Origin of the sequence: Vibrio atypicus, from assembly GCF_009811315.1 — a bacterium.
GTDB classification, from domain to species: Bacteria; Pseudomonadota; Gammaproteobacteria; order Enterobacterales; family Vibrionaceae; genus Vibrio; species Vibrio atypicus.
On record NZ_BLID01000002.1, the window covers coordinates 597,330 to 622,044 of the forward strand.

The 24,715-nt window shown below is 44.5% G+C and carries 21 protein-coding genes; 13 read left to right on the forward strand and 8 right to left on the reverse strand.

Annotated features, from left to right (window positions below):
* Position 1: 1 nt before the first annotated feature.
* Both proW and proX read left to right on the forward strand, forming a co-directional pair.
* Positions 2 to 1,096, forward strand: a complete 1,095-nt coding sequence (gene proW / locus GVO60_RS07275; RefSeq protein ID WP_159652370.1) for a glycine betaine/L-proline ABC transporter permease ProW — start codon at positions 2 to 4, stop codon at positions 1,094 to 1,096.
* Entirely contained in the window at positions 1,089 to 2,096 is a 1,008-nt protein-coding gene (gene proX, locus GVO60_RS07280; RefSeq protein ID WP_159652372.1) for a glycine betaine/L-proline ABC transporter substrate-binding protein ProX, read from the forward strand. The genes proW and proX overlap by 8 nt, the downstream gene beginning before the upstream one ends.
* A gap of 377 nt (positions 2,097 to 2,473) precedes the next feature.
* Here proX and rplY read toward each other — a convergent pair whose 3' ends face one another.
* Complete coding sequence (rplY, locus tag GVO60_RS07285) at positions 2,474 to 2,752, reverse strand: 50S ribosomal protein L25 (RefSeq protein ID WP_159652384.1); 279 nt, start codon at positions 2,750 to 2,752, stop codon at positions 2,474 to 2,476.
* A 380-nt stretch (positions 2,753 to 3,132) separates the two neighbouring features.
* Between rplY and GVO60_RS07290 the strand changes: the two genes are divergently transcribed.
* Complete coding sequence (locus tag GVO60_RS07290; RefSeq protein WP_159652386.1) at positions 3,133 to 3,861, forward strand: glycosyltransferase family 2 protein; 729 nt, start codon at positions 3,133 to 3,135, stop codon at positions 3,859 to 3,861.
* A gap of 18 nt (positions 3,862 to 3,879) precedes the next feature.
* Positions 3,880 to 5,157, forward strand: a complete 1,278-nt coding sequence (locus GVO60_RS07295) for an LssY C-terminal domain-containing protein (protein WP_159652388.1) — start codon at positions 3,880 to 3,882, stop codon at positions 5,155 to 5,157.
* Between the two features lie 37 nt (positions 5,158 to 5,194).
* On the opposite strand, the gene GVO60_RS07300 is transcribed toward GVO60_RS07295, so the two are convergent.
* The 4 genes from GVO60_RS07300 to radD all read right to left on the reverse strand — a co-directional run bounded on the left by GVO60_RS07300 (position 5,195) and on the right by radD (position 9,414).
* Complete coding sequence (locus GVO60_RS07300; protein WP_159652390.1) at positions 5,195 to 6,541, reverse strand: ATP-binding protein; 1,347 nt, start codon at positions 6,539 to 6,541, stop codon at positions 5,195 to 5,197.
* Complete coding sequence (locus GVO60_RS07305; RefSeq protein WP_159652392.1) at positions 6,531 to 7,190, reverse strand: response regulator transcription factor; 660 nt, start codon at positions 7,188 to 7,190, stop codon at positions 6,531 to 6,533. Before GVO60_RS07305 ends, GVO60_RS07300 begins: the two co-directional genes overlap by 11 nt.
* Position 7,191: 1 nt before the next feature.
* A complete protein-coding gene (locus tag GVO60_RS07310; RefSeq protein WP_159652394.1) occupies positions 7,192 to 7,602 on the reverse strand; it encodes a PepSY domain-containing protein in 411 nt (136 codons plus the stop codon).
* Between the two features lie 72 nt (positions 7,603 to 7,674).
* The gene (gene radD / locus GVO60_RS07315) at positions 7,675 to 9,414 is read right to left on the reverse strand and encodes a DNA repair helicase RadD (RefSeq protein ID WP_159652396.1); all 1,740 of its coding nucleotides are present in this window, start codon (positions 9,412 to 9,414) and stop codon (positions 7,675 to 7,677) included.
* A 73-nt stretch (positions 9,415 to 9,487) separates the two neighbouring features.
* Here radD and rsuA point away from each other — a divergent pair, with 73 nt between their 5' ends.
* The 3 genes from rsuA (at position 9,488) to GVO60_RS07330 (ending at position 12,213) form a co-directional block, all read left to right on the forward strand.
* On the forward strand, positions 9,488 to 10,189 hold the full coding sequence (gene rsuA / locus GVO60_RS07320; RefSeq protein ID WP_159652398.1) for a 16S rRNA pseudouridine(516) synthase RsuA: 702 nt from the start codon (positions 9,488 to 9,490) through the stop codon (positions 10,187 to 10,189).
* 159 nt (positions 10,190 to 10,348) lie between these two features.
* Positions 10,349 to 11,554 (forward strand): Bcr/CflA family multidrug efflux MFS transporter, encoded by a 1,206-nt coding sequence (locus tag GVO60_RS07325; protein ID WP_159652400.1) that lies wholly within the window; start codon positions 10,349 to 10,351, stop codon positions 11,552 to 11,554.
* Entirely contained in the window at positions 11,554 to 12,213 is a 660-nt protein-coding gene (locus GVO60_RS07330; protein ID WP_159652480.1) for a DUF2913 family protein, read from the forward strand. The genes GVO60_RS07325 and GVO60_RS07330 overlap by 1 nt, the downstream gene beginning before the upstream one ends.
* Positions 12,214 to 12,247: 34 nt before the next feature.
* On the opposite strand, the gene GVO60_RS07335 is transcribed toward GVO60_RS07330, so the two are convergent.
* The gene (locus GVO60_RS07335) at positions 12,248 to 13,681 is read right to left on the reverse strand and encodes a DUF2867 domain-containing protein (protein WP_159652402.1); all 1,434 of its coding nucleotides are present in this window, start codon (positions 13,679 to 13,681) and stop codon (positions 12,248 to 12,250) included.
* A gap of 103 nt (positions 13,682 to 13,784) precedes the next feature.
* Here GVO60_RS07335 and GVO60_RS07340 point away from each other — a divergent pair, with 103 nt between their 5' ends.
* The 5 genes from GVO60_RS07340 (at position 13,785) to nhaA (ending at position 20,945) form a co-directional block, all read left to right on the forward strand.
* Complete coding sequence (locus GVO60_RS07340; protein WP_159652404.1) at positions 13,785 to 15,155, forward strand: MATE family efflux transporter; 1,371 nt, start codon at positions 13,785 to 13,787, stop codon at positions 15,153 to 15,155.
* 123 nt (positions 15,156 to 15,278) lie between these two features.
* Positions 15,279 to 15,950, forward strand: a complete 672-nt coding sequence (locus GVO60_RS07345; protein WP_159652406.1) for an ABC transporter ATP-binding protein — start codon at positions 15,279 to 15,281, stop codon at positions 15,948 to 15,950.
* Entirely contained in the window at positions 15,931 to 18,384 is a 2,454-nt protein-coding gene (locus tag GVO60_RS07350) for an ABC transporter permease (protein ID WP_159652407.1), read from the forward strand. Before GVO60_RS07345 ends, GVO60_RS07350 begins: the two co-directional genes overlap by 20 nt.
* Entirely contained in the window at positions 18,385 to 19,509 is a 1,125-nt protein-coding gene (locus GVO60_RS07355; RefSeq protein WP_159652409.1) for a lipocalin-like domain-containing protein, read from the forward strand.
* Between the two features lie 248 nt (positions 19,510 to 19,757).
* Positions 19,758 to 20,945 carry a Na+/H+ antiporter NhaA gene (gene nhaA / locus GVO60_RS07360; protein WP_159652411.1) on the forward strand — a complete coding sequence of 396 codons (1,188 nt, stop codon included), beginning with the start codon at positions 19,758 to 19,760 and terminating at the stop codon, positions 20,943 to 20,945.
* Between the two features lie 72 nt (positions 20,946 to 21,017).
* Here the strand turns inward: nhaA and GVO60_RS07365 are convergent, their stop codons facing one another.
* Positions 21,018 to 21,632 carry an OmpA family protein gene (locus GVO60_RS07365; RefSeq protein ID WP_159652413.1) on the reverse strand — a complete coding sequence of 205 codons (615 nt, stop codon included), beginning with the start codon at positions 21,630 to 21,632 and terminating at the stop codon, positions 21,018 to 21,020.
* A 2-nt stretch (positions 21,633 to 21,634) separates the two neighbouring features.
* The gene (locus GVO60_RS07370; protein WP_159652415.1) at positions 21,635 to 22,948 is read right to left on the reverse strand and encodes a TolC family outer membrane protein; all 1,314 of its coding nucleotides are present in this window, start codon (positions 22,946 to 22,948) and stop codon (positions 21,635 to 21,637) included.
* Between the two features lie 289 nt (positions 22,949 to 23,237).
* Between GVO60_RS07370 and GVO60_RS07375 the strand changes: the two genes are divergently transcribed.
* On the forward strand, positions 23,238 to 24,715 hold a 1,478-nt coding region (locus tag GVO60_RS07375; protein ID WP_217358338.1), incomplete at its 3' end, for a VCBS domain-containing protein.

A 24,715-nucleotide genomic window follows, 5' to 3' on the forward strand; every position in this document is an offset into this window, starting at 1 on the left:
CATGTCGTCTGAACAAACAAATAATGACCCATGGTCTCAATCTACTCCAGCAGCTCAGCCTGCAAGTGATCCTTGGGGACAAGCAGCCGATACTTCATCATCAGCGGATTGGTTAAGCAGCGAAACAGTCGAAGCGACACCTTTTGATCCACTTAACCCTTTTGCAGAAGCTGTTTTACCCGTTGACGCTTGGGTTGAATCTGGATTGAATTGGCTAGTTGAACATGGGCGCCCATTGTTTCAGGCAATTCGAGTGCCTATCGATTTCATTTTAAGTTCATTTGAAACGGCGCTTGTGTCTACGCCTGCACCATTCATGTTGATGATCTTGTTTCTATTGGCATGGCAGTTTTCAAACTTGAAACTTGGCGTTACAACAGCCGTATCTTTGACTTTCATTGGTATGATTGGCGCTTGGTCTGAAGCAATGACCACATTGTCACTGGTCATGACATCGGTGTTCTTCTGTCTACTTATTGGCTTACCCATGGGGATCTGGCTTGCCCGAAGTAACACGGCGGCGAAATTTGTGCGCCCAATTTTGGATGCCATGCAAACCACACCAGCGTTCGTATATTTAGTACCCATCGTAATGTTGTTTGGTATCGGTAACGTTCCGGGTGTCGTGGTGACTATCATATTCGCGCTTCCTCCAGTTGTACGTTTGACCATTTTGGGTATTCAGCAAGTACCAGAGGAATTGATCGAAGCAGGTCATTCATTCGGTGCTAGCAAAAAGCAGATGCTTTATCGAATTCAATTGCCACTTGCTCTGCCAACTATCATGGCGGGTGTAAACCAAACACTGATGTTGTCGTTATCGATGGTGGTTATTGCATCAATGATTGCGGTAGGTGGTTTAGGTCAAATGGTACTGAGAGGTATTGGCCGTTTAGATATGGGACTGGCCGCTGTTGGTGGTTTAGGCATCGTCATCTTGGCCATCTTATTAGACCGTATCACCCAAGTGCTGGGCGTCAATGCTGGTAATACAAAATTACGCTGGTATCGCATGGGGCCTGTTTCCCTTGTACTGAATGTACTCAACCGCGGTAACAAATCAGAACTTCAATTAAGGAAAAACACCAATGAATAATTCATGGAAGAGTAAACTCGCAGTAAGCATCGTTTCTACATTAGCAGTATCTACTAACGTGTGGGCTGCAAGCCTACCGGGTGAAGGCGTCTCTGTTCAGCCTGTTCAATCTTCAGTTGCTGAAGAAACATTCCAAACATTGATTGTTAACCGTGCTCTACAAGAGCTTGGCTATGACGTGAAGCAAACTCAAGAAGTCGACTACAACGTAGGTTACACCTCAATTGCAAAAGGTGACGCGACGTTCTTAACAGTAGGTTGGTTCCCGCTTCATGCTGACAAATACACAATGGCAGGTGGTGATGAGAAATTCTACCGTAAAGGTCAATATATAAGTGGTGCTGCTCAAGGTTACCTTATTGATAAGAAAACCGCAGAAAAGTACAACATCACCAACATTGGTCAATTGACTGATCCAAAAATCGCGAAGCTGTTCGATGCCGACGGTGATGGCAAAGCAGATTTAACAGGCTGTAACCCAGGCTGGGGTTGTGAAATGGTGATTGAACACCAACTATCAGCTTTCAAACTGGACGATACGGTGACTCACAACCAAGGTAACTACGCTGCAATTATTGCAGACACTATTTCTCGTTACCAAAAGGGTGAATCAATCCTGTACTACACATGGACTCCTTACTGGGTAAGTGGCGTACTGGTTCCTAATGAAGACGTAGTATGGCTAGAAGTACCTTTCTCGGCACTTCCTGGCGAGCGTGCGAACGTGGATACGACATTATCTAATGGTAAAAACTACGGCTTCGAAATGAACTCAATGCGCATTATTGCGAATAAAGAGTTTGCCAAGAACAACCCATCAGCAGCGAAGCTTTTCGAAATCATCAAACTTAACATCAATGATGTAAGTGCTCAGAACATGATGATGAGTAAAGGTAAGAACAGCTCTGCAGATATCGAAGCGCACGTAAATGGTTGGATCAAAGCCAACCAAAGTACGTTTGATGCTTGGATTGCAGAAGCAAAGAAAGCAGCACTGTAACTGTGGATGAAGGGAGATCTTATAGGTCAACGAATTTTTAGATAAGAATTCATAAGATCAATGAGATAGCATCTCCTCAAGATGTAAAAAGAGCCATTTTGTGCCACTTGTCAGTTCTCGTACCGACAAGCGCATAAAAGGCTCTTTTTTTATTGAACGAGTTTAAAAGACTCACTACTAGACTCTTTTGGATTATTTTAAGTAGGCTAAGTTTCAGTAAGTTGAAGAGAATTGAGAGCGTTTTTGAGGGCTCAAAAACGGTGAAACCCCGATGTTGGTAGCATCGGGGTTTCGAATTTTTAGACTTCTCGGATGGTAAGGCCGATTATCTTATATGCAAAAGGCTGGATTTAATCCGATTAATTCCTGGTAGGGAATTAGATACGGATGAAGTCCATGTGCTCAACTTTTGGCTTGTAAGCGTGACGTTGAACGTCTTGTGGCTTAACTTTAACTTCAGCGCCGTCGATCACTAGAACGATACCTTCGTAGAACTCAGGCTTGTCCATTTGGTTCATAACGTCATCGTGGTTAAGAACGATAGAAACTGCTGCTTCTTCACCGCCGTATACAACTGCAGGGAATTTACCAGCGTGACGTAGGCGGCGGCTCGCACCTTTACCTAGTTCAGTACGTACTACTGCTTCAAATTTCATAGTATTACTCTCAAAAATTTAAGAAATTCATATTCACACAAACAATGCGACCTTGTTCAGTGTGGTAAACGCTAAAGAGAAATTGGTAGTAACTCTTTAAGCGAGCGCGGATACTAACACTGTATCGTTATTCTCGCAATAGATAAGCCGGTCAACTGGCTATCTTTTGAGTAGTTTGTTTCAAATAGTTAGCGCTGTTATAGGGCTGCGAATAAACGGGCCTTTCTCGGTGGAGTATCTATTTCTCTCGCGGGAAAAGTTAGCAGGTTCAATTGATCGTAAAAATGAATGGAATCTGAATACTTCCCTCACGCATGGTTAAGTACTACCTAGTTACATTGTACCTCACACAACAGAATGAATCACAATGAGGTACGAACATGGAAAAGCTAAGTATTGTTGTTATTACACTTAATGAAGAAAAACGAATCGGTCGCTTACTAGAAAACCTATCGAATCAGACCATTCAGAACTTCGAAGTGATTGTGGTTGACTCAAACAGTGATGATGCCACATGCGAAGTCGCGCAGGCTTACCAAAATGCACTCCCAGAGTTAACCGTTCATAAGATGGCTGCGCGCGGTACCAGCTTAGGTCGCAATACAGGCGTTTCATTGGCGCAGTATGAACGAATCTTGTTTTTAGATGCTGACGTCCAGCTTGATGAGGATTTCTTACGCCAAGCAATGAAGCAACTGACAGAGAAAAAGCTTGAAGTGGCCGGCGTGTACATGGGCGCACAAGGTTTACCATTAGTGCACAAGCTTGGTTACGGCTTATTCAACGCGGGTCTATTTGCTACCCAGTTCTTCTTTCCGACGGCGGTTGGCGCTTGTATCTTCTCGACTAAACGCGCTCATCAAGAGATAGGCGGTTTTGATGAAGAAATCGTACTTTGCGAAGATTGTGACTACGTGAAAAGAGCGAGTCAAACCTGGCGCTTTAGATTTCTGAATCTGACATTTGGTTTTGACCCACGTCGACTTGATCAAGATGGCGTATTTAAAATGGGTTGCACCTATTTGTCTGCCAATGTTCGCCGTTTTTGGTCTGGTGAAATGCGTAAAAACGAAATGAACTATCAATTCGGCCACTACAAAGAGCAATAATTTGGTAGTGGAGGCGTGATGGATACCACATTCAGTCTATTCATTGGGGCCTTGTTAGATGCGTTAATCGGCCCCAATCTTTTTGTACCTGGCGAGCCTTTTCTTATCGCAGCTGGGTACCAACTTCATCAAGGTTTGGTCAGTGGCGTCATTATGGTGCTACTTGGCGGACTCATTGGGGACCAAGCAAGTTACTTTATCGGCCGTAAACTGGGTCTTCCTGCACAAAAGAAACTAGTGAAGTGGCAAAGTAAAACGCGTCGCCCGATAGCGCGTTGTCGTTATCTGATGGCGAAAAAGGGCAATGCTATATTAATGTTTGCGCGCTTACTTGGTCCAGTTGCTTGGGTGGTGCCCTTTATGGCTGGTACACATAGAATCACTTGGCGACGATTTACCTTGTACTCAAGCATTGGTTTGCTACTGGGAGTAGGGCAATTTGTGTTTTGGGGTTACATGTTGGCCTACGGACTAGAGAGTTTACCTTGGGCGCAGCAAGTAAAGCTTTTTGTTGTTGAGCATAAACTTAGCTTCTATGCCATTGCCGTGACCATTGCTTTCTTCGCGGCCGCGAAAGTGTGTGATTGGCGTTATCGACGATCGGTGACACTTGGGCTTTTTGTCGGTACGATTTTGTTTGCTAATTATGCCCATTTCTTTTTTTATGCGGACGATTTTTTAAACGATGAACTACTGCAAGCGCAACACTCAACTCTGGATATGGTAGAGCCAAGCGCGCTAACGTTAAAAGCATACCCAGGAAAGTCAGCGGTGTTTGATGCTCAGGCGATTAACATCCTTTATTACGGACAAAACCCAAGAGATTTGATGTTGGATATCGGTTGGATAGAAAACAAGACTTTCTCGCGTGATGACTTAGAGTTTAAAGATTACATTCAGTTGCTTAATGAGAAGACTCCACCTGTCTCTGATCTGTTTTGGAATCATATCCCGCAAGAGATGGCCTTTCAGTTGCCCGGTGACTTATTAAAGCGTAGCCATATTCGTTGGTGGAAAGGTGGAATCGATCCAAAGACTCAAGAACTGTATTGGCTAGGTGCTATTAGCTATGACAACGGGCTGCAAATAACGCCGTATTCTGGGATTGTTACCGTGCTACACAGCATAGACCCGAACGTAGATGCGGAGCGCGACAAGTTCGCACTGCAAGTGGTAGCGAGTTCAGTAAAGCAAGAGATGGGATACAAGCAACTTGTTGATAGAGTCGTTTTGGATGAAGAGCATGACTACTTTACTGATGGGCAGGTCTTATTGATTAAGGGGAATAACGGTTAGTTAAGTAGTAGATTGCAGCTTAGCTAACCGTTAAGTCTTATCCCGTGGTACTCCGTTTAACCAGTAAGGTCGCTTTCAGACCGCCTATAGTGCTTCTCTCAAGAGTGAGTTTGCCTCTGTAACTATGGGCCATTTCATTGACGATATTAAGCCCGAGCCCTGTTCCTGGCGTGGTTTCATCAAGTCTAACACCACGCTGTATAACCGCTTCGAGTTTCTCATCAGGGATACCAGGCCCATCATCTTCGACGATGATTTCAATTCCATTGTCGCTACTATCGTGAGAATGAACGCGAATGATGGAGTTTGACCACTTATAAGCATTTTCCAGCAAGTTACCAATCATTTCATCGAAGTCGGTATCTTCAACTGCGACATCCAACTCTGAATCGATTTCGTTGATAAGGTCGACCTCTCTAAAGGCGTAGACCTTATCAAAGGCCATTGAAATAGCATCAATGCGTTCAGCTGGATTGGTCTTAACCGCTAAGATGTTTTTAGAGCCAGCCATGCGAGCTCGGCCTAAGTGGTAGTCAATCTGATGTTGGATCTGTGTGACAGGTGGTTCAAGCCGAAGGCGAGTTTCCTTATCAGCAGTAGCGATCTCGTTGCGTAAAACGGAAAGTGGTGTTTTCAATGCGTGAGAAAGATTGCCAGCATGATGGCGTGCACGCTCTAGCAGTTCCTGATAATGGAAAAGTAGTGCGTTTAAGTCCGTGACAACAGGTGAGACTTCGCGAGGGTAATCACCATCGAGGCACTCTTTTTCCCCTGAACGCATTTGAGAAAGCTCTTTGTGCATCTTGGTTAACGGACTCAATGACCACTGAATTTGAATCATAATGATAAAGAGAACGCCCACATAAAGCAGCGCCAATATGATCCAAAGTTGCCCCATCAGCTTGGCAACCGTATCTTCAATAGGTTGTTCGTCAATACCAATAAGGATATGAATCGGGCCATCATAGTCTGGGAAATAGAGCGAAGTCTGAATGAAAATGAGCCGCTCCTTTCGAGCTCCCAGCGGTTCTTTACTTAACTTTTCAAACGTGATCTTTTGGTCCCATAAAGAACGGGATCGAAGTTCATCGGCTTCGGTATCAATAGACCAATATAAGCCGCTATAAGGTTGATTAAAGCGTGGGTCGGATAAAGGGGAGGAGAGGGAGATTTTACCTTTGTCATCGACTTCGAGTGAAGCAGAGAGTTCATCTTGATAAAGAGAAAGCTGATCGTTAGTAGAGTCGATCATATAGCTAAAAACTTGTTGAGGAACAGTGACTCCGGCTGCGATGACCATGGCCGTTAGCCAAACGATAGCCGCCAATACAAGGCGGCTTTTTAAACTGAGGCGTTTAAGGAGATGACGTTTTCTATTCGGCATTCAATTGATATCCCAATCCTCGAACGGTTTTAATCACTTTTGGTGCAATTTTTTTGCGAATTCGGCCTACGAAAACTTCGATGGTGTTGGAGTCGCGGTCAAAATCTTGTTTGTAGATATGTTCCACTAGCTCAGTACGAGAAATGACTTTATCCGGGTTGTGCATGAAGTATGCAACCACTTTGAATTCTAGTGCTGTTAAGCTTATAGCTTGACCCTGCCACATCACTTTTGAAGTGCGAGTGTCGAGGCTCAAATTACCAATTTGAATAACGGGTGAGGCATTACCAGACGCGCGTCTAAGCTGTGCACGAATACGAGCAATCAGCTCAACCATCTCGAACGGTTTGGTTTGATAATCATCAGCGCCGGCATTTAAGCCTTCTACGCGCTGAGTTAAGGTATCGCGCGCGCTGAGGATAATAACTGGCGTATTAATGTTTTCATCGCGAATGCTTTTAAGTACCGTTAACCCATCTAGCTTTGGTAAACCGAGATCAAGTACGATCGCCTCCCACTTTTCGGATGTTGCACGATACAGTGCATCAATACCATCGGTTGAAAGCTCTGGAGTCCAACCATTATTTTCTAATGCTTCTACAATTTGTTCGCCTAGACGTGGTTCATCTTCAACTACGAGAATTTTCATATTATTGGTCTTCTAGATTCTTGAGTGCTTTTTTAAAATGTCGCCCTTTAATTAGCAGCATTTCTAATGTTTGTGCGTTGTACTCAACTTTAATAATGTTATTTTGATAATTGAGTTTGAGTTCATAAACCCAAATATCATCATCTTCTTCGAGTTCAACTTCGATAATTCGACCATGCAAATCACGTTCTACTGCAGCGTACATCTCTGAAAAAGGTCGAATGTAACCTTTCTTGACAGCGTCATAAACTTCGTCTTGATCTTCTTCAAAATCAATTTCCGCACCGGGCTTGATGACGTCTTGCACTAATGCGTGGCCGTTCTTTTTACCGTGCTCATGTGCGTAGGAAGCATGAATCGGCAAGAGCGTGCTCGCTATCGTCACGCAGATAATAAACGCTTGTTTTAGCATGTCTTTACTCAGTTTGAACCATGGAATAACAGTATACCCATTCGAATCTGAACACCAAGTGAATAAGCTGACTTAGTGATTTAGCTCGTCTTGAAAGATTTTATCGCGCATCTTCCAAAAACGCCCAACCTTACGGGCAATGACAAATTGAGGCAGTCGGAATCTATGTTGATTATTAACCACTTTTGTCGGTGATGCATCATCAAACGGGCGGTGTTTATCAGCCAAGTGTGGTCGAACAAATTGATCTTTAAAACGCTGTTTTTGCCCCTTGGTTGTGAGTGGCCAAAACTCATGTACTTGCGCTTGATTGTCTCCAATATAGGTGACTTTTAGGCTGCTTTTTCCTTTTTCATCTTTATGGACGTTCATATCCATATCTCGGCACTCAAATACTAAGGCATCTTTTAGATTCAAGGCTTCTTTGAGTTTTTTATCTGGGTCAACCAAGGTCGCATCACACTCATGACAAATACGCGCTGCGATGTCGTTGTCTGCACCGCATTCACCACAATACTTGGCTCTAAATCGGTAGTTACAGTGCTCGCGTTCACCTGTTTCGTCGTCTTCGAAAAAGCCTTGGCATTTACGACCAAAATGCTCAATTAGAAAACCGTTGCTGTCTAGTTTGCCCCAAAAGTTATTATTGAAACCACAAGCAGGGCAGGGGATGGTAATGATTTCACTGTCTGAGTCTGGTTTTGGATCGCCGACCTCTGGTTGGTACAAATCATAACTGTTACCAGCATAGTCCAACACTAAGCATTCTTCTTTGCCTGGCGATAAACGTAGACCTCGGCCAACAATCTGCTGATACAGGCTGATTGATTCGGTGGGGCGTAAAATTGCAATCAGGTCAACGTGTGGCGCGTCAAAGCCGGTTGTTAAGACCGAGACGTTAACGAGGAACTTAATGTTGCGATCTTTGAAGTTTTGGATAATCGCATCGCGCTCAATTGTTGGAGTATCACCAATGACCAACGCCGTTTGCCCTTCAGGTAACAGGGAAAAGATCTCTTGCGCGTGCCTTACGGTGGCAGCGAAAATCATGATGCCTTGTTTGTCTTTGGCAAGGTGGATGATTTGCTCAACAATTTGCGGTGTTGCGCGCTTGGCTTTGTCGATCACCATGTCCATTTCTGACTCTTTGTAACGTCCTGTAGAAGCCGGTGTTAACTGAGAGAAGTCATAGCTAAGAACGGGTGCATCCATCATTTTAGCCGGCGTGAGGAATTTCTCGTCCAGCAGATAACGAATGGGTAGCTCAAAAATGCAGTCGCGGAAGAAGCGTGGTTCCTCTGTGCGAACAAGGCCACGAGTGTGATATTGATAGATCCACCCCATACCTAAGCGATAAGGGGTTGCGGTTAAACCTAGGACTTTAATTCCTGAGTTTAATTCTCGCAGATGGCTAATGACTTTTTGGTAGCTGGTGTTTTTGTTATCTGGTACGCGGTGGCACTCATCAATAACTAGAAGCGAAAATTGATTTTTAAAGTCATCAAGGTTGCGAACTACTGATTGTACGGAAGCGAACACGACTTGTTGGTCGGTCTCTTTTCGACCAAGACCCGCCGAGTAAATCGAACCCTTTAGATCATACCCTTCATACTTGGCATGGTTTTGCTCTACGAGCTCTTTAACGTGCGCTAATACTAATACGCGCCCTTTGGCTAATCGTGCTAGTTCTGCAATCACGAGGCTTTTCCCCGCACCAGTTGGCAAGACCAATACCGCAGGAGAAGAATGCTTACGGAAGTAGTGGATAACAGATTTCACTGAGTCGGATTGATAAGGGCGAAGTGTGTACATAAATTTTGTGAAATAGCTCAACTATTTGTTTCAGTCGCACTATAATACCCCAGCAAACAAAAATGAGGTATTCATGCGTTTAGATAAATATTTGTGTGATGCACTTGGTGCAACACGTAAAGAAGCAACGATCATCATCCGAAGCGGTGACGTTACCGTTAATGATGAAGTGAAAAAGAGCGGCTCAGTAAAAGTGACTGATGACTGTGTGGTTGAATGGCAAGGTCGTACGATTCCTAAGCCAGGTCCACGCTATTTTATGCTTTTTAAACCGGATGGTTTTGTCTGTTCGCATGAAGACAGCTCGAATCAAACCGCGTTTGCTTTGTTAGATGAAGTTAAGATTGATGCTCTCCATTTTGCGGGCCGCTTAGATGTGGATACAACCGGTTTAGTCTTGATTACTGATGATGGTCAATGGTCACACCGTATTACTTCACCTAAACGTAAATGTGAGAAGACGTACCGAGTGTGGCTCGTGGATCCAATTGGTGAAGATTACGCTGAAAAACTGGCAGAAGGCGTTGAGCTTCGAAATGAGAAAGAACCAACTCTTCCAGCTAAATTGGAAATCGTCAATGCTGATGAAAACGAACTTCTTTTGACGATTACTGAAGGTAAGTACCATCAAGTGAAGCGTATGTTCGCGGCATTGGGTAACAAGGTTGAACACCTTCACCGAGAGCGTATTGGTGCGATTGAATTAGACTACTCCCTAGAGCCAGGCGAATATCGCTCGCTGACCGAAGAAGAAATTGCTTCAGTCTGGAATTAATCCAGCCTTCGGGAAATAGTTTAATTCCAAATGGGAACTAGTCTTTTGTATCCATTTGTTTGAATATAGATCGATTCAAGGCTCGCGGACGCGGGTCTTTTGTTTCTGTTTGGTTGCAGCAAGGAGGCTGCAAGTCTAACGCAACCGAGTAGGAGAAGTATGTCTAACTCTGCAACACAGCAAATCCAAACGCCCCAAATCAGTTTTCTTTTCTTCCTTGTCTTAGGGGCAATAGGTGCGCTAACACCACTCGCCATCGATATGTATTTACCTGCGATGCCGACGATTGCTCGCGATCTAGGTGTTACGGAAGGGGCGGTGCAAATCACCTTAACAGCGTATACCGCGGGCTTTGCGATTGGTCAGCTTATTCATGGGCCTTTGGCGGATAGCTATGGTCGTCGCCCAGTATTGATTCTTGGAGTTCTATTCTTTGGTTTAGCATCTGTGGTGAGCGCAACTTCGAGTGGTATTGAGGCATTAACTTGGGTCCGTGCCGCGCAGGGTTTTGCTGGTGCAGCTGCCGCTGTGATCATTCAAGCGGTCGTGCGCGATATGTTTGACCGTGAAGATTTTGCTCGTGCGATGTCTTTTGTCACACTAGTTATGACCGTAGCACCACTGGTTGCGCCGATGATAGGTGGTCATGTCGCCGTATGGTTTGGATGGCGAGCGATTTTCTGGATTTTGGCCGCATTCTCTGTGATGGTGATTTTACTGGTGCTTTGGAAGATCCCGGAAACGCTAACGCCTGAGAAAAAGCAGCCGCTTCGATTTGGCACAACCATGCGTAACTACGCCAAATTGTTCACTAACCCAGTTGCATTGGGTTTGATTCTTTCCGGCGCTTTTTCGTTTTCCGGCATGTTTGCCTTTTTGACTGCTGGTTCCTTTGTCTATATTGATATTTACGGTGTTCAACCCGATCAATTTGGTTACCTATTTGGTTTAAACATTGTTGCTATGATCATCATGACCAGCATCAATGGCCGCTTGGTCAAAAAGGTGGGCTCCCATAATATGCTTCGATTTGGCTTAACTGTTCAACTCATCGCCGGGATCGGTCTTTTTGTTGGTTGGATGCTTGACCTTGGGCTATGGGGCACAGTACCTTTCGTGGTCATGTTTATTGGTACCTTGTCAACGATTGGCAGTAACAGTATGGGCTTGCTGTTAAGCAGCTACCCAACCATGGCAGGCACCGCTTCTTCACTGGCTGGCACCTTGCGTTTTGGTATCGGCTCTTTAGTGGGGGCGATTGTTGCAATTATGCCTGGCGGAGTAACTTGGCCAATGATTACGGTGATGACAGCATGTTCTATTCTGTCTGCCGCGTTTTACTGGATATTTGGAAGAAAGGCGTAATGTCTGAATACACGATTGAAATTCAAAACTTAGTGAATACGGCTCTAACTGAGTTAGATGCAGAACATAAATCAGGTAAAGCGGTGAATGCACCAGCGGCCAATAACCTCTATTTATTACGTTGGATCACTCGCGCAATTAAGGCGCAACGTTTTCACCGCGTTGTCAGTAGCGATCTGATTCGTTGGCAAAAGATGGGGCGTTCAAAAGGCAATCAGGCAAGCTTGATGTCTACCTTCCAGCGTATTTCTAAGTTTTACGGTCAATTTCTTCCACAAGGCCAAGAAGATCGCATCATCAAAGATAAAGAGATCAATGACTTTATCGATATGATGGAACAGCAAGGTTGGGAGATCACAACATCGGAAGAGTTGGTTGATTGTGGCAAAGTTCAAATCTTCACTGACGGCCCTAATTCATTAGCCATGTGTACCGAGCAATGTGAAAGTTGCTTTGAAGGTGAAACCATGATTAAGCCAATGAGTTGGTTTGTTCGTGGTCATCACGCAGACTTTATTGAAAAAGCGGCAGAGGCTGGCTTTATGGTTCATAAAGTGACTGACTACAAATCTAACGTCAAATACCACGGTGAATATTTGGTGTACCCAAATAACCGCGGCCTTCATTTAGCGGAAATTCCATTAAGCCTACAAGCTTAAGTTAGGTGTTATTTATGCTAAAAAAGAGCTTCCTTTAAGGGAGCTCTTTTGCTTTGCGGACAATCGCTTTGACCATACCTTTAAAAATGAACATATGCGCTGGCATCATCGCAAACCAATAGAGTAGGCCGGGTAAACCTTGAGGGTGCCACCAAGCGGTAACATTTAATCGTCGACGGTCTCCTAAATCTTCGAGAGTAAACTCCAATCGACCGAGCCCCGGGCCTTTCATGCCAAAGAATAGCGAAAGGAACTGATTTGGCTCACAGCGAATTACCTTCCACGAGTCAATAAAGTCACCCACTTTCAACTCGGGACCTTCTGGCGAACGTCTAATAGGTCTTCCTCCGCCAAACAATAGATCCAGCCATTCCCTAGTACGCCAAAGGATGTTAGCAAAGAAGTAGCCTTCCTTTCGGCTACCGATCTGCTTCACAATTTGCCATAGGGTATCGGAGCTTAATTCTGTCTCTATCGTGGCGCCAGTTTGTTTCGGGTAGTAGCCGTATCCCGGTTGCCATCGCTGAAGTGCTGCGGGTTCAAATCCCCATACTTCGCTGCGAACGAACGTGCCCTCAGCAGCAATGCTTTCTTCAACCATCTGTTTAAATGGGATTAAAGGCTGGGGAAAGCGGGTGCGGATGGCGTCCGATTCTGCAATGAAATCATGCTCTAAGCCTGAGAGCAGTGCAGCTCCAATACTGGAAGGAACGGAAGTCACTACCCCAAGCCATTGTGACGCAAGTTTGGGTGTCAGCAGGGGAGTAGACCAAAGCTTTACTGGTTTGTTGATCACATGACCAATCACTTTAAACTGCTCACGATAGCTGAGGGTGTCAGGCCCTCCAACTTCATACAGAGACGATTCTGTTGGAAGCTCCTCTGAAAAACAAAGCAGATAGTGATTTAAGTTGTGAAGGGCAATGGGATTGGCTTTAGAATCGACCCATTTCGGTGTAATAAGTAGCGGCATGTTATAAACAAAATCACGCATGATTTCGAATGCCGCTGAGCCGGCACCAATAATAACGCCTGCCCGCAATTCTGTGATAGGTACACCAGATTTACGTAAGATTTCGCCCGTCATCCTACGTGCTTTTAAATGTTCTGAGTTACCTGTTTGTGGCTGAATAGCACTTAAATATATGACATGTTGAACCTTACTATTGGTTAAGGCATGACGAAAGTTTTCGGCGAGTGATAATTCATAGTCGAGAAAGTCATGACCATGAGCCATTCCATGGACAAGAAAGTAAATAAGGTCAAACTGTGGAATCAGTGCTTGTGTTGCGTCTCTGTCGGCTAAATCCAAAAAAGTTATTGAGAGGTTAGGGTGAGGTGTCACTCGCGACGCTAGATAGTCAATCTGTCTTGCTGCTGCCGTGACTAAGTAGCCCTTATCACATAGCTGAGTAAGCAGTTGGGAGCCTACATAACCAGATGCTCCCAGAACCAGAACTTTTTTCATCACAATCCCTTATGAAACTTATGGCTTGAAATATTCACTGAGCATATAATAGTCAGCCAATTTTTCCTATTTTTCAGACTCTTGTACAAGGTCGGTGTTAATCATGGTTTCTAAAATCTTATACCATACCAAAGGCGATTTTATCCGCCGCTTGATTGCGATAGCACTGCCGATCACGTTGCAAAGTATTATGTTCTCTAGCCGAAGCCTTGTCGATGTATTGATGCTTGGCCAGTTAGGTGAGGCGGAAATCGCTGCTGTCGGTGTGGCAGCGCGTGCGACATTCGTGACGACAATTATGCTAGTGGGCGTTACCACGGGTGGTGCGCTTTTGACTGCGCAATACTGGGGAGCGGGAGACAAAAAAGGTGTGCGTCAAAGTACCGCCCTTACTTGGCTTATTTCTACGATCTTTGCGGCTCTGACTGCTTCGTTGTTTATTCTGTTTCCTACTCAAATTATGAGTCTAGCGACGGACTCACAAGAAGTTATTGCGTTAGGTGCAGAGTATTTGGTGATCACCTCCATTACAATGTTTGCTGTGGCTTGTGTAGCTAGCATGTCTGTTGGTTTAAGGGCGATGCATAAACCGGGCGTGAGCACTTTCTTTAGTGGTATTGGCATTGTGTCGAATATCTTCCTTAACTGGGTGTTGATATTCGGTAAGTTTGGCGTTCCTGCAATGGGTATCAAAGGGGCGGCGATAGCCACAGTGCTGAGCGGAGCAATCGAAGTACTGACCCTGTTTAGTTACCTACATCTTAAAAAGCATTTGTTGGCGTTTGGCATTGGCGATATTCGTGATGTGATGGAATGGCCACGCATTGTGAAATTTCTTAAGCTCTCTTTACCTACAACGTTTAACTTCTTTGCATGGGCGGGTGGTTTATTTGCTTATCATGCCATTTTAGGTCACTCAGGCGTTCAAGGTTTGGCTGCGCTGTCCGTAATGACACCAGTTGAGTCGATCTCTTTGGCGCTGCTAATTGGTATGTCGAATGCGGCTGCCGTCCTTGTTGGCAATCAGATTGGCGCGAAGAATTATGAGCAAGTTTATTATCAAGCAATAGGTGTCACGATACTGAGTGTCATCGTAGGTATTATTGTTGCTGCTTTGCTCTATATGGTTCAGGGGTTGGTGCTGGATTCATTTACTGCCCTCACGCAGGAAACGCGAGCTTTAGCCGAAAAATTCATGTTGGTGCTTAGCCTAGGTATTGTTTTGCGCTCCGTGCCTATGATGACCATTGTCGGCGTATTAAGAGCGGGCGGCGATGTTAAATTCTGTTTATATCAAGATCTTGTGGCTCAATGGATGATTGGTATCCCACTCGCTGCGTTCGCGGCTATTGGGTTAGGTTGGCCTCCTGAATGGATCTATTTACTGTTTTTAACAGAAGAGGCCATTAAGTGGTTCGGCTCTCTATATAGAATGAAAACTCGTAAGTGGATTCGTAATTTGATCGAAAATTAGACATAAAGCGGTAAGCGAATGTGTTTTGATGCATATCTTGTGATCTGGTGTCCAAAATACTTTCTAGTTCGAGCGAATTAGTGTAGATTCACAGTCCGATTTTTATTGTTTTCGAGAGTATTGATGCTTCAGCTAACAGACCTATGTAAAGGCTATGTAGATGGCGGTGAGTTTCACCCAGTTTTACAAGGTGCTGAGTTGTCATTAAAACAAGGCGAACAGGTCGCTCTAATGGGCGAAAGTGGCTCAGGAAAGAGTACCTTACTCAATCTAATTGCTGGCCTAGATACTGTCGATTCTGGTGAAATTTGGTTCCCAAACTTCACTATGCATAAAAGCTCTGAAAGCAAGCGTACTGCTTACCGACGAAACAACATTGGTCTAATTTTCCAGCAATTCAACCTTCTTCCAACGCTCAATATTGCCGATAACATTCGATTTTGTCGTCAATTAAAAGGGCTGCCTGATGATCAAGGTTTATGGAGACAGATTCTTTCAGCGTTAGATCTTATGCCTCTATTAGGTCGTTATCCTGAAGAGGTGTCTGGTGGTCAGCAACAACGAGCCGCTATTGCACGAGCGCTATACATGGAACCTAAAATCCTATTGGCAGATGAGCCAACGGGAAGTTTGGATGAGCGTAATGCAGAAGCTGTCATGCGATTACTTACGTCATTAACCAAGCAGTTAGATTGTACTCTGTTGTTGGTCACGCACAGTGAGCGAGTAGCAGGGCACATGGAAGGTAAGATTCGCCTTCAAGGGGGACAGCTTCATGTTATGGCCCGTAGTTAAAGCGCTATTAGGCCACTACAGACGTTATCCTTTTCAAATCATTCTTGTCTGGCTTGGTCTTACTTTAGGCGTCTCGCTATTAGTGGGTGTAAGCTCTATCAATAGTCATGCAAGACAAAGTTATGAGCATGGCGAAAAGCTATTTTCCAATCCTTTACCTTATCGAATTCGTCCGAAGCATACGACCAATAAGATCCCTCAGGGTTTTTATATTCAGTTACGCCGTGACGGATTTAATCAATGTGCTCCGTTTGAAAGTTTAAACGTTCATACCGAAGATGGTGCCGATTTAATGCTGGTTGGCATCGACCCAGTTGCGATGCTTAGCTTCCAATCGGGTTTAACTCTTCAAGAAGCCCCAACCCTTAAACTGATGCAAGCGCCGTTTCCTATTTTGGTCAGTCAAGATTTGGCTGAACATATGCAATGGCAGAACAACGATTTTATTCGTTTGAATGATGGCAGTAAGCTTGGGCCGGTAGTCATTGATACTCAGAACATGTTGAATGGGACGCGTATCATTGCTGACATGTCTTTGCTGCGTATGCTGGAAAGAAGTTCTGGGATCTCTGTGATTGCCTGTAGCGAAATGCCAGCAGAAAAACTGGCTCGATTAAAGGCATATTTACCTAATGGTATGGAGCTTAGCCGAAGTTCTAGGGCTGAATTAGAGTCCTTAACGGAAGCATTCCACCTTAATTTAAGCGCAATGGGAATGTTAGCCTTCTTAGTTGGGCTATTTATCTTTTATCAAGCCATGTCTTTGTCGTTAGTGCAGCGTCAGCCTTTGGTCGGAATCTTGCGTCAAACGGGCGTGTCTGGCTGGCAATTAGCGCAGGCACTGATGCTTGAGCTGTTACTTCTCGTTGCGGTTAGTTGGTTGTGTGGCAATCTGTTTGGTCTATTGCTGGCAAATCAGTTAATTCCGGCTGTCTCATCCAGTCTAGGTGACCTTTACGATGCAAACGTTGGTTTAGCGATTGAATGGAATTGGACTGCGAGCCTGTACAGTTTATACCTATCTCTAATTGGTGCGTTTGTTGCCTGTGCGTGGCCGCTCATTCGTCTTCTACGATCTCAACCAATTCGTCTTACAACGCGTCTATCTTTGGTCCGTTTTGCGGGTACAGAGTTTTCGATACAAGCGCTTCTGGCCTGCGCTCTCTGTGTCGCGGCTATTGCGATTTATCAAGCGCCTCAAACGCAAGAGTCGGGCTTTGTCATTATCGCCTTGATGTTATTAAGTGTGGCGCTGTTTACTCCTTTCCTTATTTGGAAGGTTTTTGATGGTTTCTCTTATTCATTACGTTGGGTAAAAGCACGTTGGTTCTTCGCTGATGCGGCGGCGAGCATGAGTTATCGTGGTGTAGCGACAATGGCGTTTATGTTAGCAATGTCAGCTAATATTGGCGTAGAAACCATGGTTGGAAGTTTCCGTGACACGACAGATAAATGGTTAAGCCAGCGCCTTGCTGCGGATTTGTATATTTACCCAAATAACAACGCAGCTGCTCGAATGAGTACCTGGCTTGGAAAACAACCTGAAGTTGATAAAGTTTGGTGGCGTTGGGAAAAAGAACTCAATACTTCTCGTGGCGCGCTGCAGGTAGTCAGTACAGGTGGCTCTGATGGGGAGCTTGATGCGCTAACCGTAAAACTTGGTGTGCCTAACTATTGGTATCATTTGCATCATTCTAAAGGGGTGATGGTTAGTGAATCGATGGCGCTTAAACTGGGGATCAGACCGGGCGACTATATCGATTTAGCCGGTAAATTGGGACATGGTTGGCAAGTTGTGGGCGTCTATTACGATTATGGCAACCCATACAATCAAGTGTTGCTTTCACACCGAAACTGGTTATATGCATTCGCGGGTAGTGGCAGCGTTGCGTTAGGAACAGTGCTGAACGAAGGTGTGAACCCTGTCGGTTTAAAACGACGGATGGAGTCGGTGTTTAGGATTGATTCTGAACGTATCTTTGATAATAGCCATATTCATAAGCAAGCGATGAGGGTGTTTGACCGAACGTTTTCTATCGCTGATACTTTGGGTAACATCACGCTTGTCATCGCTGTTTTTGGTATTTTCTTTGCGACGATTGCGGGCGAAGTGTCTAGACAAAAACATATTTCATTATTACGTTGCCTCGGAATGTCAGGTAAAGAGTTAGTCATAATGGGCAGCTTGCAACTGTTTGTATTTGGCGCGATATCTATATTGATCGCGATGCCACTCGGTCTTGCTCTCGCGAGGCTAGTGGTTGATATCATCATTAAGCAATCTTTCGGTTGGACATTAGAGCTTCAACTAATACCAAGCGAGTATTTACATACCGCGTTGCTGGCCATGCTATCGCTGGTTGTAGCTGGTGCGCTTCCTGTGTTACGAATGGTGCGTGGTACGGCAATGAAATCGTTGAGGAGCTCGCTGTAAATGACAACAAGGAAAGGCAAACTACTTGGAAGTATTGTCGGATGTGTCGTTATCTTTGTCCTGTTATCAACGGCGTACTACTTATATTTTTATAGTCAAGATTACCAATCTCAATCAAGCCAAGCGGTGAGCTCAGTATTAACCGCCCAATCAAGTAAAGTGTTTGAGCCGGTTTTACCTAATGTTCCTGTGGTTTTGCCGCGAGACTTCGCATTCCACAATGAGTTTCAACATGAATGGTGGCATTACTTTGCGAATGTCACTGACCAGCATGGTGAACAATACGGAGTGCAATGGAGTTACTTTAGAGTCGCACATAGTGATAATGACTTCACGGGTTGGTTGAGCCCTCAAATCTATGCTTCTCATATAGTTATTAGTAATGGTCGTCAGGTTTGGCGTGAACAGCGTATCTCCCGAGGAGGCATTGGTCAGGCAGGTATGTCTAATGCCCCTTTTCGAATTTGGATAGATAACTGGTATTGGCGCTCGCTAGGAAAGACACCGTTTCCTGGTCAACTGACGGCATCTTCTGATTCTTTCGATTTATCACTAACTACGACCGTAAAAGGGCCTTATGTCTTGCCTGGTGAGCGTGGGTATAGAGAGAAGCATGATCTACTCCCTGTTGCATCCTATAACCTAACTGCACCATTTTTAAGGGTAAAAGGGGAGCTTAAGCTAGGTCATAGTAAGCTAATTCAAGTTGAAGGAAGCGCTTGGATGAGTAAGGAGTGGGGGAGCGGCCTTATGACTGAGCAGCAGCAAGGTTGGGACTGGTTTGTTTTACATCTCGATGATGAAACGACGCTGTCACTCAGTCGATATCGTCATGAAAAGCAGCTGCCTTATATCTTTGGTACGTTAGCAACGAATGATGGGAAAGTCATTGATATAGCGCCGGATGAAATCTCTTTGATTCCGCTGCAATCAACGTACATAAGCGGGACGAAGAAGGTACCATTGCATTGGACCATTAATATTCCTCGTTATGACATCAGTTTAACGACGAAGGTACTCAATTCATCATTATGGTTGCCCTTTGTGATTCCATACTGGGAAGGTCCTATTTCTGCGACAGGTAGCCATAATGCGAAAGGCTTTATACAACTTACTGGTTATTAACTATTGAATTACATAGACTAAGAGCGGCTTCTCACTAGATGAGAAGCCGCTCTTTTGCTTTTCTGGGGTTATTTGCGCATCTTGCCTATAATTGGATCAGGAAAATAGAAGGCAATAACCGTATTTACATCGGAAATACCGAAATTAAAACACTAAACAAGCGATTTTTCCTGTGGTTTTGTTATCTATACACTCGTCTGTATTCTTTGTTAATCGCTTATTAACATAATAAATATAAGGAAGATATCATGAGTGATATTATTCGCGATTTTTTCAAGATGGAGTCTGCTGGTGGAATTATACTAGTGATTGCCGCTGCCATCGCGATGACTGTTGCAAACTCTCCATTAAATGACGCTTACCAAGGTATCTTGCACTCTTATGTGCTCGGCATGTCTGTATCGCATTGGATTAATGATGGCCTGATGGCTGTTTTCTTCATGTTGATTGGTTTGGAAGTAAAGCGCGAACTGTTAGAAGGTGCTCTTAAATCGAAAGAGACAGCCATTTTCCCTGCGATTGCAGCCGTTGGTGGTATGTTAGCTCCTGCTCTTGTTTATGTACTATTTAACCTTGGTGATGCTGCCGCCATTCAAGGTTGGGCGATTCCTGCTGCGACGGATATTGCGTTTGCACTGGGTATTATGGCGCTATTGGGTAAACGAGTTCCTGTTAGCTTGAAAGTCTTCTTGCTTGCACTTGCGATTATCGATGACCTTGGTGTTGTTGTTATTATCGCTCTGTTCTACACCAGTGACTTATCTACGACGGCACTGGCGATAGGATTTGCCATGACAGCTGCCTTGTTCATGCTCAACTCTAAGCATGTAACGAAGCTGACACCTTATATGATCGTTGGTTTGATTCTTTGGTTCGCGGTACTAAAATCAGGTGTTCACGCAACGCTTGCAGGTGTAGTTATTGGTTTCGCAATTCCTCTTAAAGGTGAAAAAGGCTCATATTCTCCGCTGAAACATATGGAGCATGCGCTTCACCCATACGTGGCGTTTGCGATTTTACCTGTGTTTGCATTTGCCAATGCTGGTATTTCACTGGAAGGTATTTCACTATCTAGCTTAACAGCAGCACTACCATTGGGTATCGCTTTGGGCTTATTGATTGGTAAACCTCTGGGTATCTTTAGCTTTAGTTGGTTGGCCGTAAAACTGGGAGTAGCAAAACTGCCTGAGGGAATTAACTTCAAGAATATTTTCGCAGTATCAGTGTTGTGTGGTATCGGTTTCACCATGTCCATCTTTATTTCGTCGCTGGCATTTGGCCAAGCGAATGCAGAGTACGATACTTTTGCTCGACTAGGTATCTTGATGGGCTCTACTACAGCTGCCATTTTAGGTTATGTGTTACTTCGCTTATCCCTACCTGAAACGAAAGAAGCAAAATCAGGTAGCACCAACGAAGTGAAGTCTCACCATTAAGCTCAACATCCATTAATACAGAAAAGCGCCTCTTATATTGAGGCGCTTTTTTACTTTAGCTGCTGAGTGAGGTTATTTTTCTTTCGATGTAAATATCGTCCACTCTTCAATAACTTCTTCTTTCAAACCAACTACAGTCGCAGTCACCTTACGATTAAGTGCGTGTGAGGTCTCGTCGTCACCTTCTGCTTCTAGTCGAGTTTCACCATATCCTACAATAGTGACTCGCTCAGGTTCGACATAGAAGGAAAGCAGTTCATCTTCCACCGCGTGGGCCCGTTTTTTGGATAACTCTAGATTGTATTCGGGTGATCCCACTTTGCTCGCAAACCCTTGGATTTGGATTGATGCTGATTGATAGCGTTCAAGAAACTCGGCCATGGTTTGAATCTGATCAGAAAAGATTGGATTGATCTCATAGGAGTCATTTGCAAATAGGATTCGCAATTGACGTTCCTCTTGTTCTTTCAAAGACTCGCCACATCCAACATTATCAACTTGGGCTCCAGAAGGAGTCGCAGGGCAAAGATCTCGAGCGTTGACGACGCCATCTCTATCATCATCAGTGAGATCGGCTATTTGTTCCGCGACTGGTGCGTCGATATACTCATATTCGTCTTCGGCCCAAGATGGTTGTGTTATTGCGACTGTGAGCGCTGAAAGGGGGACTAGGTATATTGTTTTCATAATCAATACTCCACTCGCTGTGTCCACTCTTTAGGCGTGTCGACTAGCAATGCATCAAGTAAAATGCCGGTGGTATTCATAACACGGTATTTTGCATATTGCTCTGCGTAGTGAGCGTCTAAGTAATCTTTACGAGCTTCAAACAACTCGTTTTCGGTATTGAGCAGGTCGAGTAGGGTTCTCTGACCAATTCGATATTGTTTCTCATAGGAGATAACGGTTTCAGCAGCAGAATCTACATGGTCAGCCAAAAAGTTTTTTTGTTGAAGTGTTAAATCTAGCGCACTCCATGAAAGGCGTAAGCTTTCTTCAACTTGTCGGTAGGCATCATCTCGTAGGTCTTTTGCTTTATTAAGTTGATATGCTGCCCGTTCTGAAAGGTCGCTATCGGATCCGCCGTTGTAGATGTTGTATCGCATTCTTAACATCGCAAGCGTTTCTTCTCCTCGTCCCTCATCACCACCCGCATCATCACGCCATGTTTGACTCGCTTCAATGGAGAAGGTTGGGTAGAAGCTGCCTTTAGACTGTTTATATTGGAAGCGTGCCGCATCAACATCAATCATTGAGAGTTTTATGATAGGGTGCTGGTCATACGCTTGTACAATCGCGTCTGTCAGTGACAAAGGAAGTTTGTCTTCGTCTGCTCTTGGGTAGATAAGCCCTAGTGGATCTTGTCCAACAACTCTTTTGAATTGTGTGTGCGTATCAATTAAGTTGTTCTGAGCCGCGAGTAGATTACCGTGCGCTTTCGCGATACGAGCCTCAACTTGTGATACATCAGCAGTAGAGCCAATTCCAGATTCTGCACGCCTACGTATGTCTTTATAGATTTCCTTATGAACCGCTAGATTACTTTCTGATAGAGCCAAAATCTCAGTTGCTTTGACCGCTTCTAAATAGATGCTCGTTACTTTTAACGCTAAGTCTGAAGCATCAGCCAAAAGTTGTAGACGTATGGATTCGGCTTCTGCGGCGGTTCTATCCATATCATTTAATGTGGCTGAGCCATCCCATAAAAGCTGCGTCAAACTCACGGTTGCCTCTTTTCGGGTGAGGTTTGTAGTATCTCGTCCAGTTGAATCTGCGGGGTTTATACGTTCATATCCAATGCCTGCATCCAGGTCAATGCTAGGTAAATAAGCGCCTCCAGCTGCAGAGTTTTGCTTTACTGCACTTTGGAACTCATTGAACACTGCTCTAATTTCTGGGTTTGTTGCTAGTGTAATGGCGACTGACTGTTCGAGCGTTTGGGCGCTACTCGCAGCGCTAAAACACAATATGCAGCTAACTATTAGGTTTTTTTTCCAGTTCAAAGTTGCCTCCTTATTCAGAAGCCGTCTGCGACTTATGAAGTAAGTTTGGAGTGTCAGAATGTATGGAATATCAAGAAAAGCTTAGCTCAATCAATGAAGAAGTGAGATTTACATCAAATAAAATAATGCTTTTAGTTATCTAATTATCAATTTTCGTTGGCACTTTTATGTCTTTAAGTGGTTTATCAGTTGTGAGACAACTAGGTTTATAGGATGCACTAGTACGTTCGAATGAGAGAGCTTCATTTAGAAGCTGCGGAATTAGTCATACAACTGGGAAAGTTTGACTATGGATATTAAAAGTATTGCGACGTTGGCTTTGGCCAATTCAACAGTGGTCGTCGATGCCAACGGCCAAGTGAGAGAGTTACTTCCTGGAGAGGCTCCTGCTCCTGGTGAAGTTGTGGTAGTTACCGGTCAGGGAACGACAGAAACAACCGATGTAGAAGCTCTGCTTGTTAGTGACGACGGTGGCTTAACCGAACTCAATTTAGACAATGAAATTGCGGCGATTTTTGAACAAATTGAACAAGGGGTGGATCCAACCCAAAACGATGAGTTTGCAACCGCCGCCGGTGGGCAAAATGGGTCAAGTCCAACAGGGTCGGGAGACATTGAGCGAATTGGAGCGGAAACTCTGGCAGAGACGAGCTTTGATACTTCTGGTCTGGAATCTCAAGGGTTATCTGAAACGCAAAGCTTAGCATTATTAGATATTGTTGAAGATTCTATTTCCACGCAAGCACTTATTAGTGGCGATGATGATGTCAGAGTCGATGAAACTGATGAGCCATGGGTTATCAATGGAACGCTGGTTGCTTCAGATACAGATGACCCGACCTTTATTTCCCAATCAGATGTACAGGGCACCTACGGACAGTTTTCAATTGATAGTGATGGTAATTGGACCTTTGTTGCAGACCATGCTTTCGATGAATTAAACATTGGCGATTTGGTATCTGAGCAGTTCGAGGTTCAGTCTGGGGATGGAACGTTGTCCACGGTGACTGTGACAATTGACGGCACCAATGATTTACCAGAATTTGTTAATGTCGGAGATAGTTCTACTGAAGATGACTTTTCAACGTTTGATGTTGATTCGTATTCCTTTGACTATAACGAAGGGACAGAAGCTGGTGTTACGATTGGGCAAGTTGCAGCGACCGATCCCGATAATAGTGTGTTGCTTTTTAGTATTGCTACCAATATCCAAGATGATGACAATAATGACTTGTTCCAAATTGATCCTGATACTGGCGAGATAAGTTTGACAGAGGCGGGTGTCGCCGCCTATGTCAATGATTATGAAGTTTTAGGCAATGCACATGGTATTGTTGTTACGGTGACAGAAGGGGATGGTGAAGGAGAACCGCAGTCAGTTGACGTTGATGTTTTCTTAAATGAGCAGAATATTGATGACAATCCGCCAACCTTCAACGATGCCGACCCAGAGTCCGGTAACTACGAATTCAGTTACAACGAAAACTCTACCGCAGACGATGTGATAGGTACTGTCTCTGCCAGCGACCCAGATGGCGAAAACGTTACTTATAGCATCACCAGTAATGTCACCAATGACGCGGATGAGCCTCTGTTTGAAATCGATGCCAATTCTGGTGAAATTAGCTTAACTGCAGCGGGTGTCGCGGCGTTCACCAATGATTATGAATTGGCGGCGAACGTTCACAACATCACAGTGACCGCCACAGAAGACGAAGGCTTTGGCGAGGTCAACAGCACCGACATTAGCGTAGAGCTGAGTGAACT

What these genes read in the sequence shown, in the direction of transcription:
- GVO60_RS07340 (WP_159652404.1), top strand. Translation starts at nt 13,785, where the DNA reads ATGGTTTCTAAAATCTTATACCATACCAAAGGCGATTTTATCCGCCGC.
- GVO60_RS07290 (WP_159652386.1), top strand. Translation starts at nt 3,133, where the DNA reads ATGGAAAAGCTAAGTATTGTTGTTATTACACTTAATGAAGAAAAACGA.
- GVO60_RS07325 (WP_159652400.1), top strand. Translation starts at nt 10,349, where the DNA reads ATGTCTAACTCTGCAACACAGCAAATCCAAACGCCCCAAATCAGTTTT.
- GVO60_RS07350 (WP_159652407.1), top strand. Translation starts at nt 15,931, where the DNA reads ATGTTATGGCCCGTAGTTAAAGCGCTATTAGGCCACTACAGACGTTAT.
- GVO60_RS07335 (WP_159652402.1), bottom strand. Translation starts at nt 13,681, where the DNA reads ATGAAAAAAGTTCTGGTTCTGGGAGCATCTGGTTATGTAGGCTCCCAA.
- rplY (WP_159652384.1), bottom strand. Translation starts at nt 2,752, where the DNA reads ATGAAATTTGAAGCAGTAGTACGTACTGAACTAGGTAAAGGTGCGAGC.
- proX (WP_159652372.1), top strand. Translation starts at nt 1,089, where the DNA reads ATGAATAATTCATGGAAGAGTAAACTCGCAGTAAGCATCGTTTCTACA.
- GVO60_RS07295 (WP_159652388.1), top strand. Translation starts at nt 3,880, where the DNA reads ATGGATACCACATTCAGTCTATTCATTGGGGCCTTGTTAGATGCGTTA.
- proW (WP_159652370.1), top strand. Translation starts at nt 2, where the DNA reads ATGTCGTCTGAACAAACAAATAATGACCCATGGTCTCAATCTACTCCA.
- GVO60_RS07310 (WP_159652394.1), bottom strand. Translation starts at nt 7,602, where the DNA reads ATGCTAAAACAAGCGTTTATTATCTGCGTGACGATAGCGAGCACGCTC.
- GVO60_RS07300 (WP_159652390.1), bottom strand. Translation starts at nt 6,541, where the DNA reads ATGCCGAATAGAAAACGTCATCTCCTTAAACGCCTCAGTTTAAAAAGC.
- GVO60_RS07305 (WP_159652392.1), bottom strand. Translation starts at nt 7,190, where the DNA reads ATGAAAATTCTCGTAGTTGAAGATGAACCACGTCTAGGCGAACAAATT.
- GVO60_RS07330 (WP_159652480.1), top strand. Translation starts at nt 11,554, where the DNA reads ATGTCTGAATACACGATTGAAATTCAAAACTTAGTGAATACGGCTCTA.
- GVO60_RS07365 (WP_159652413.1), bottom strand. Translation starts at nt 21,632, where the DNA reads ATGAAAACAATATACCTAGTCCCCCTTTCAGCGCTCACAGTCGCAATA.
- GVO60_RS07345 (WP_159652406.1), top strand. Translation starts at nt 15,279, where the DNA reads ATGCTTCAGCTAACAGACCTATGTAAAGGCTATGTAGATGGCGGTGAG.
- radD (WP_159652396.1), bottom strand. Translation starts at nt 9,414, where the DNA reads ATGTACACACTTCGCCCTTATCAATCCGACTCAGTGAAATCTGTTATC.
- rsuA (WP_159652398.1), top strand. Translation starts at nt 9,488, where the DNA reads ATGCGTTTAGATAAATATTTGTGTGATGCACTTGGTGCAACACGTAAA.
- nhaA (WP_159652411.1), top strand. Translation starts at nt 19,758, where the DNA reads ATGAGTGATATTATTCGCGATTTTTTCAAGATGGAGTCTGCTGGTGGA.
- GVO60_RS07355 (WP_159652409.1), top strand. Translation starts at nt 18,385, where the DNA reads ATGACAACAAGGAAAGGCAAACTACTTGGAAGTATTGTCGGATGTGTC.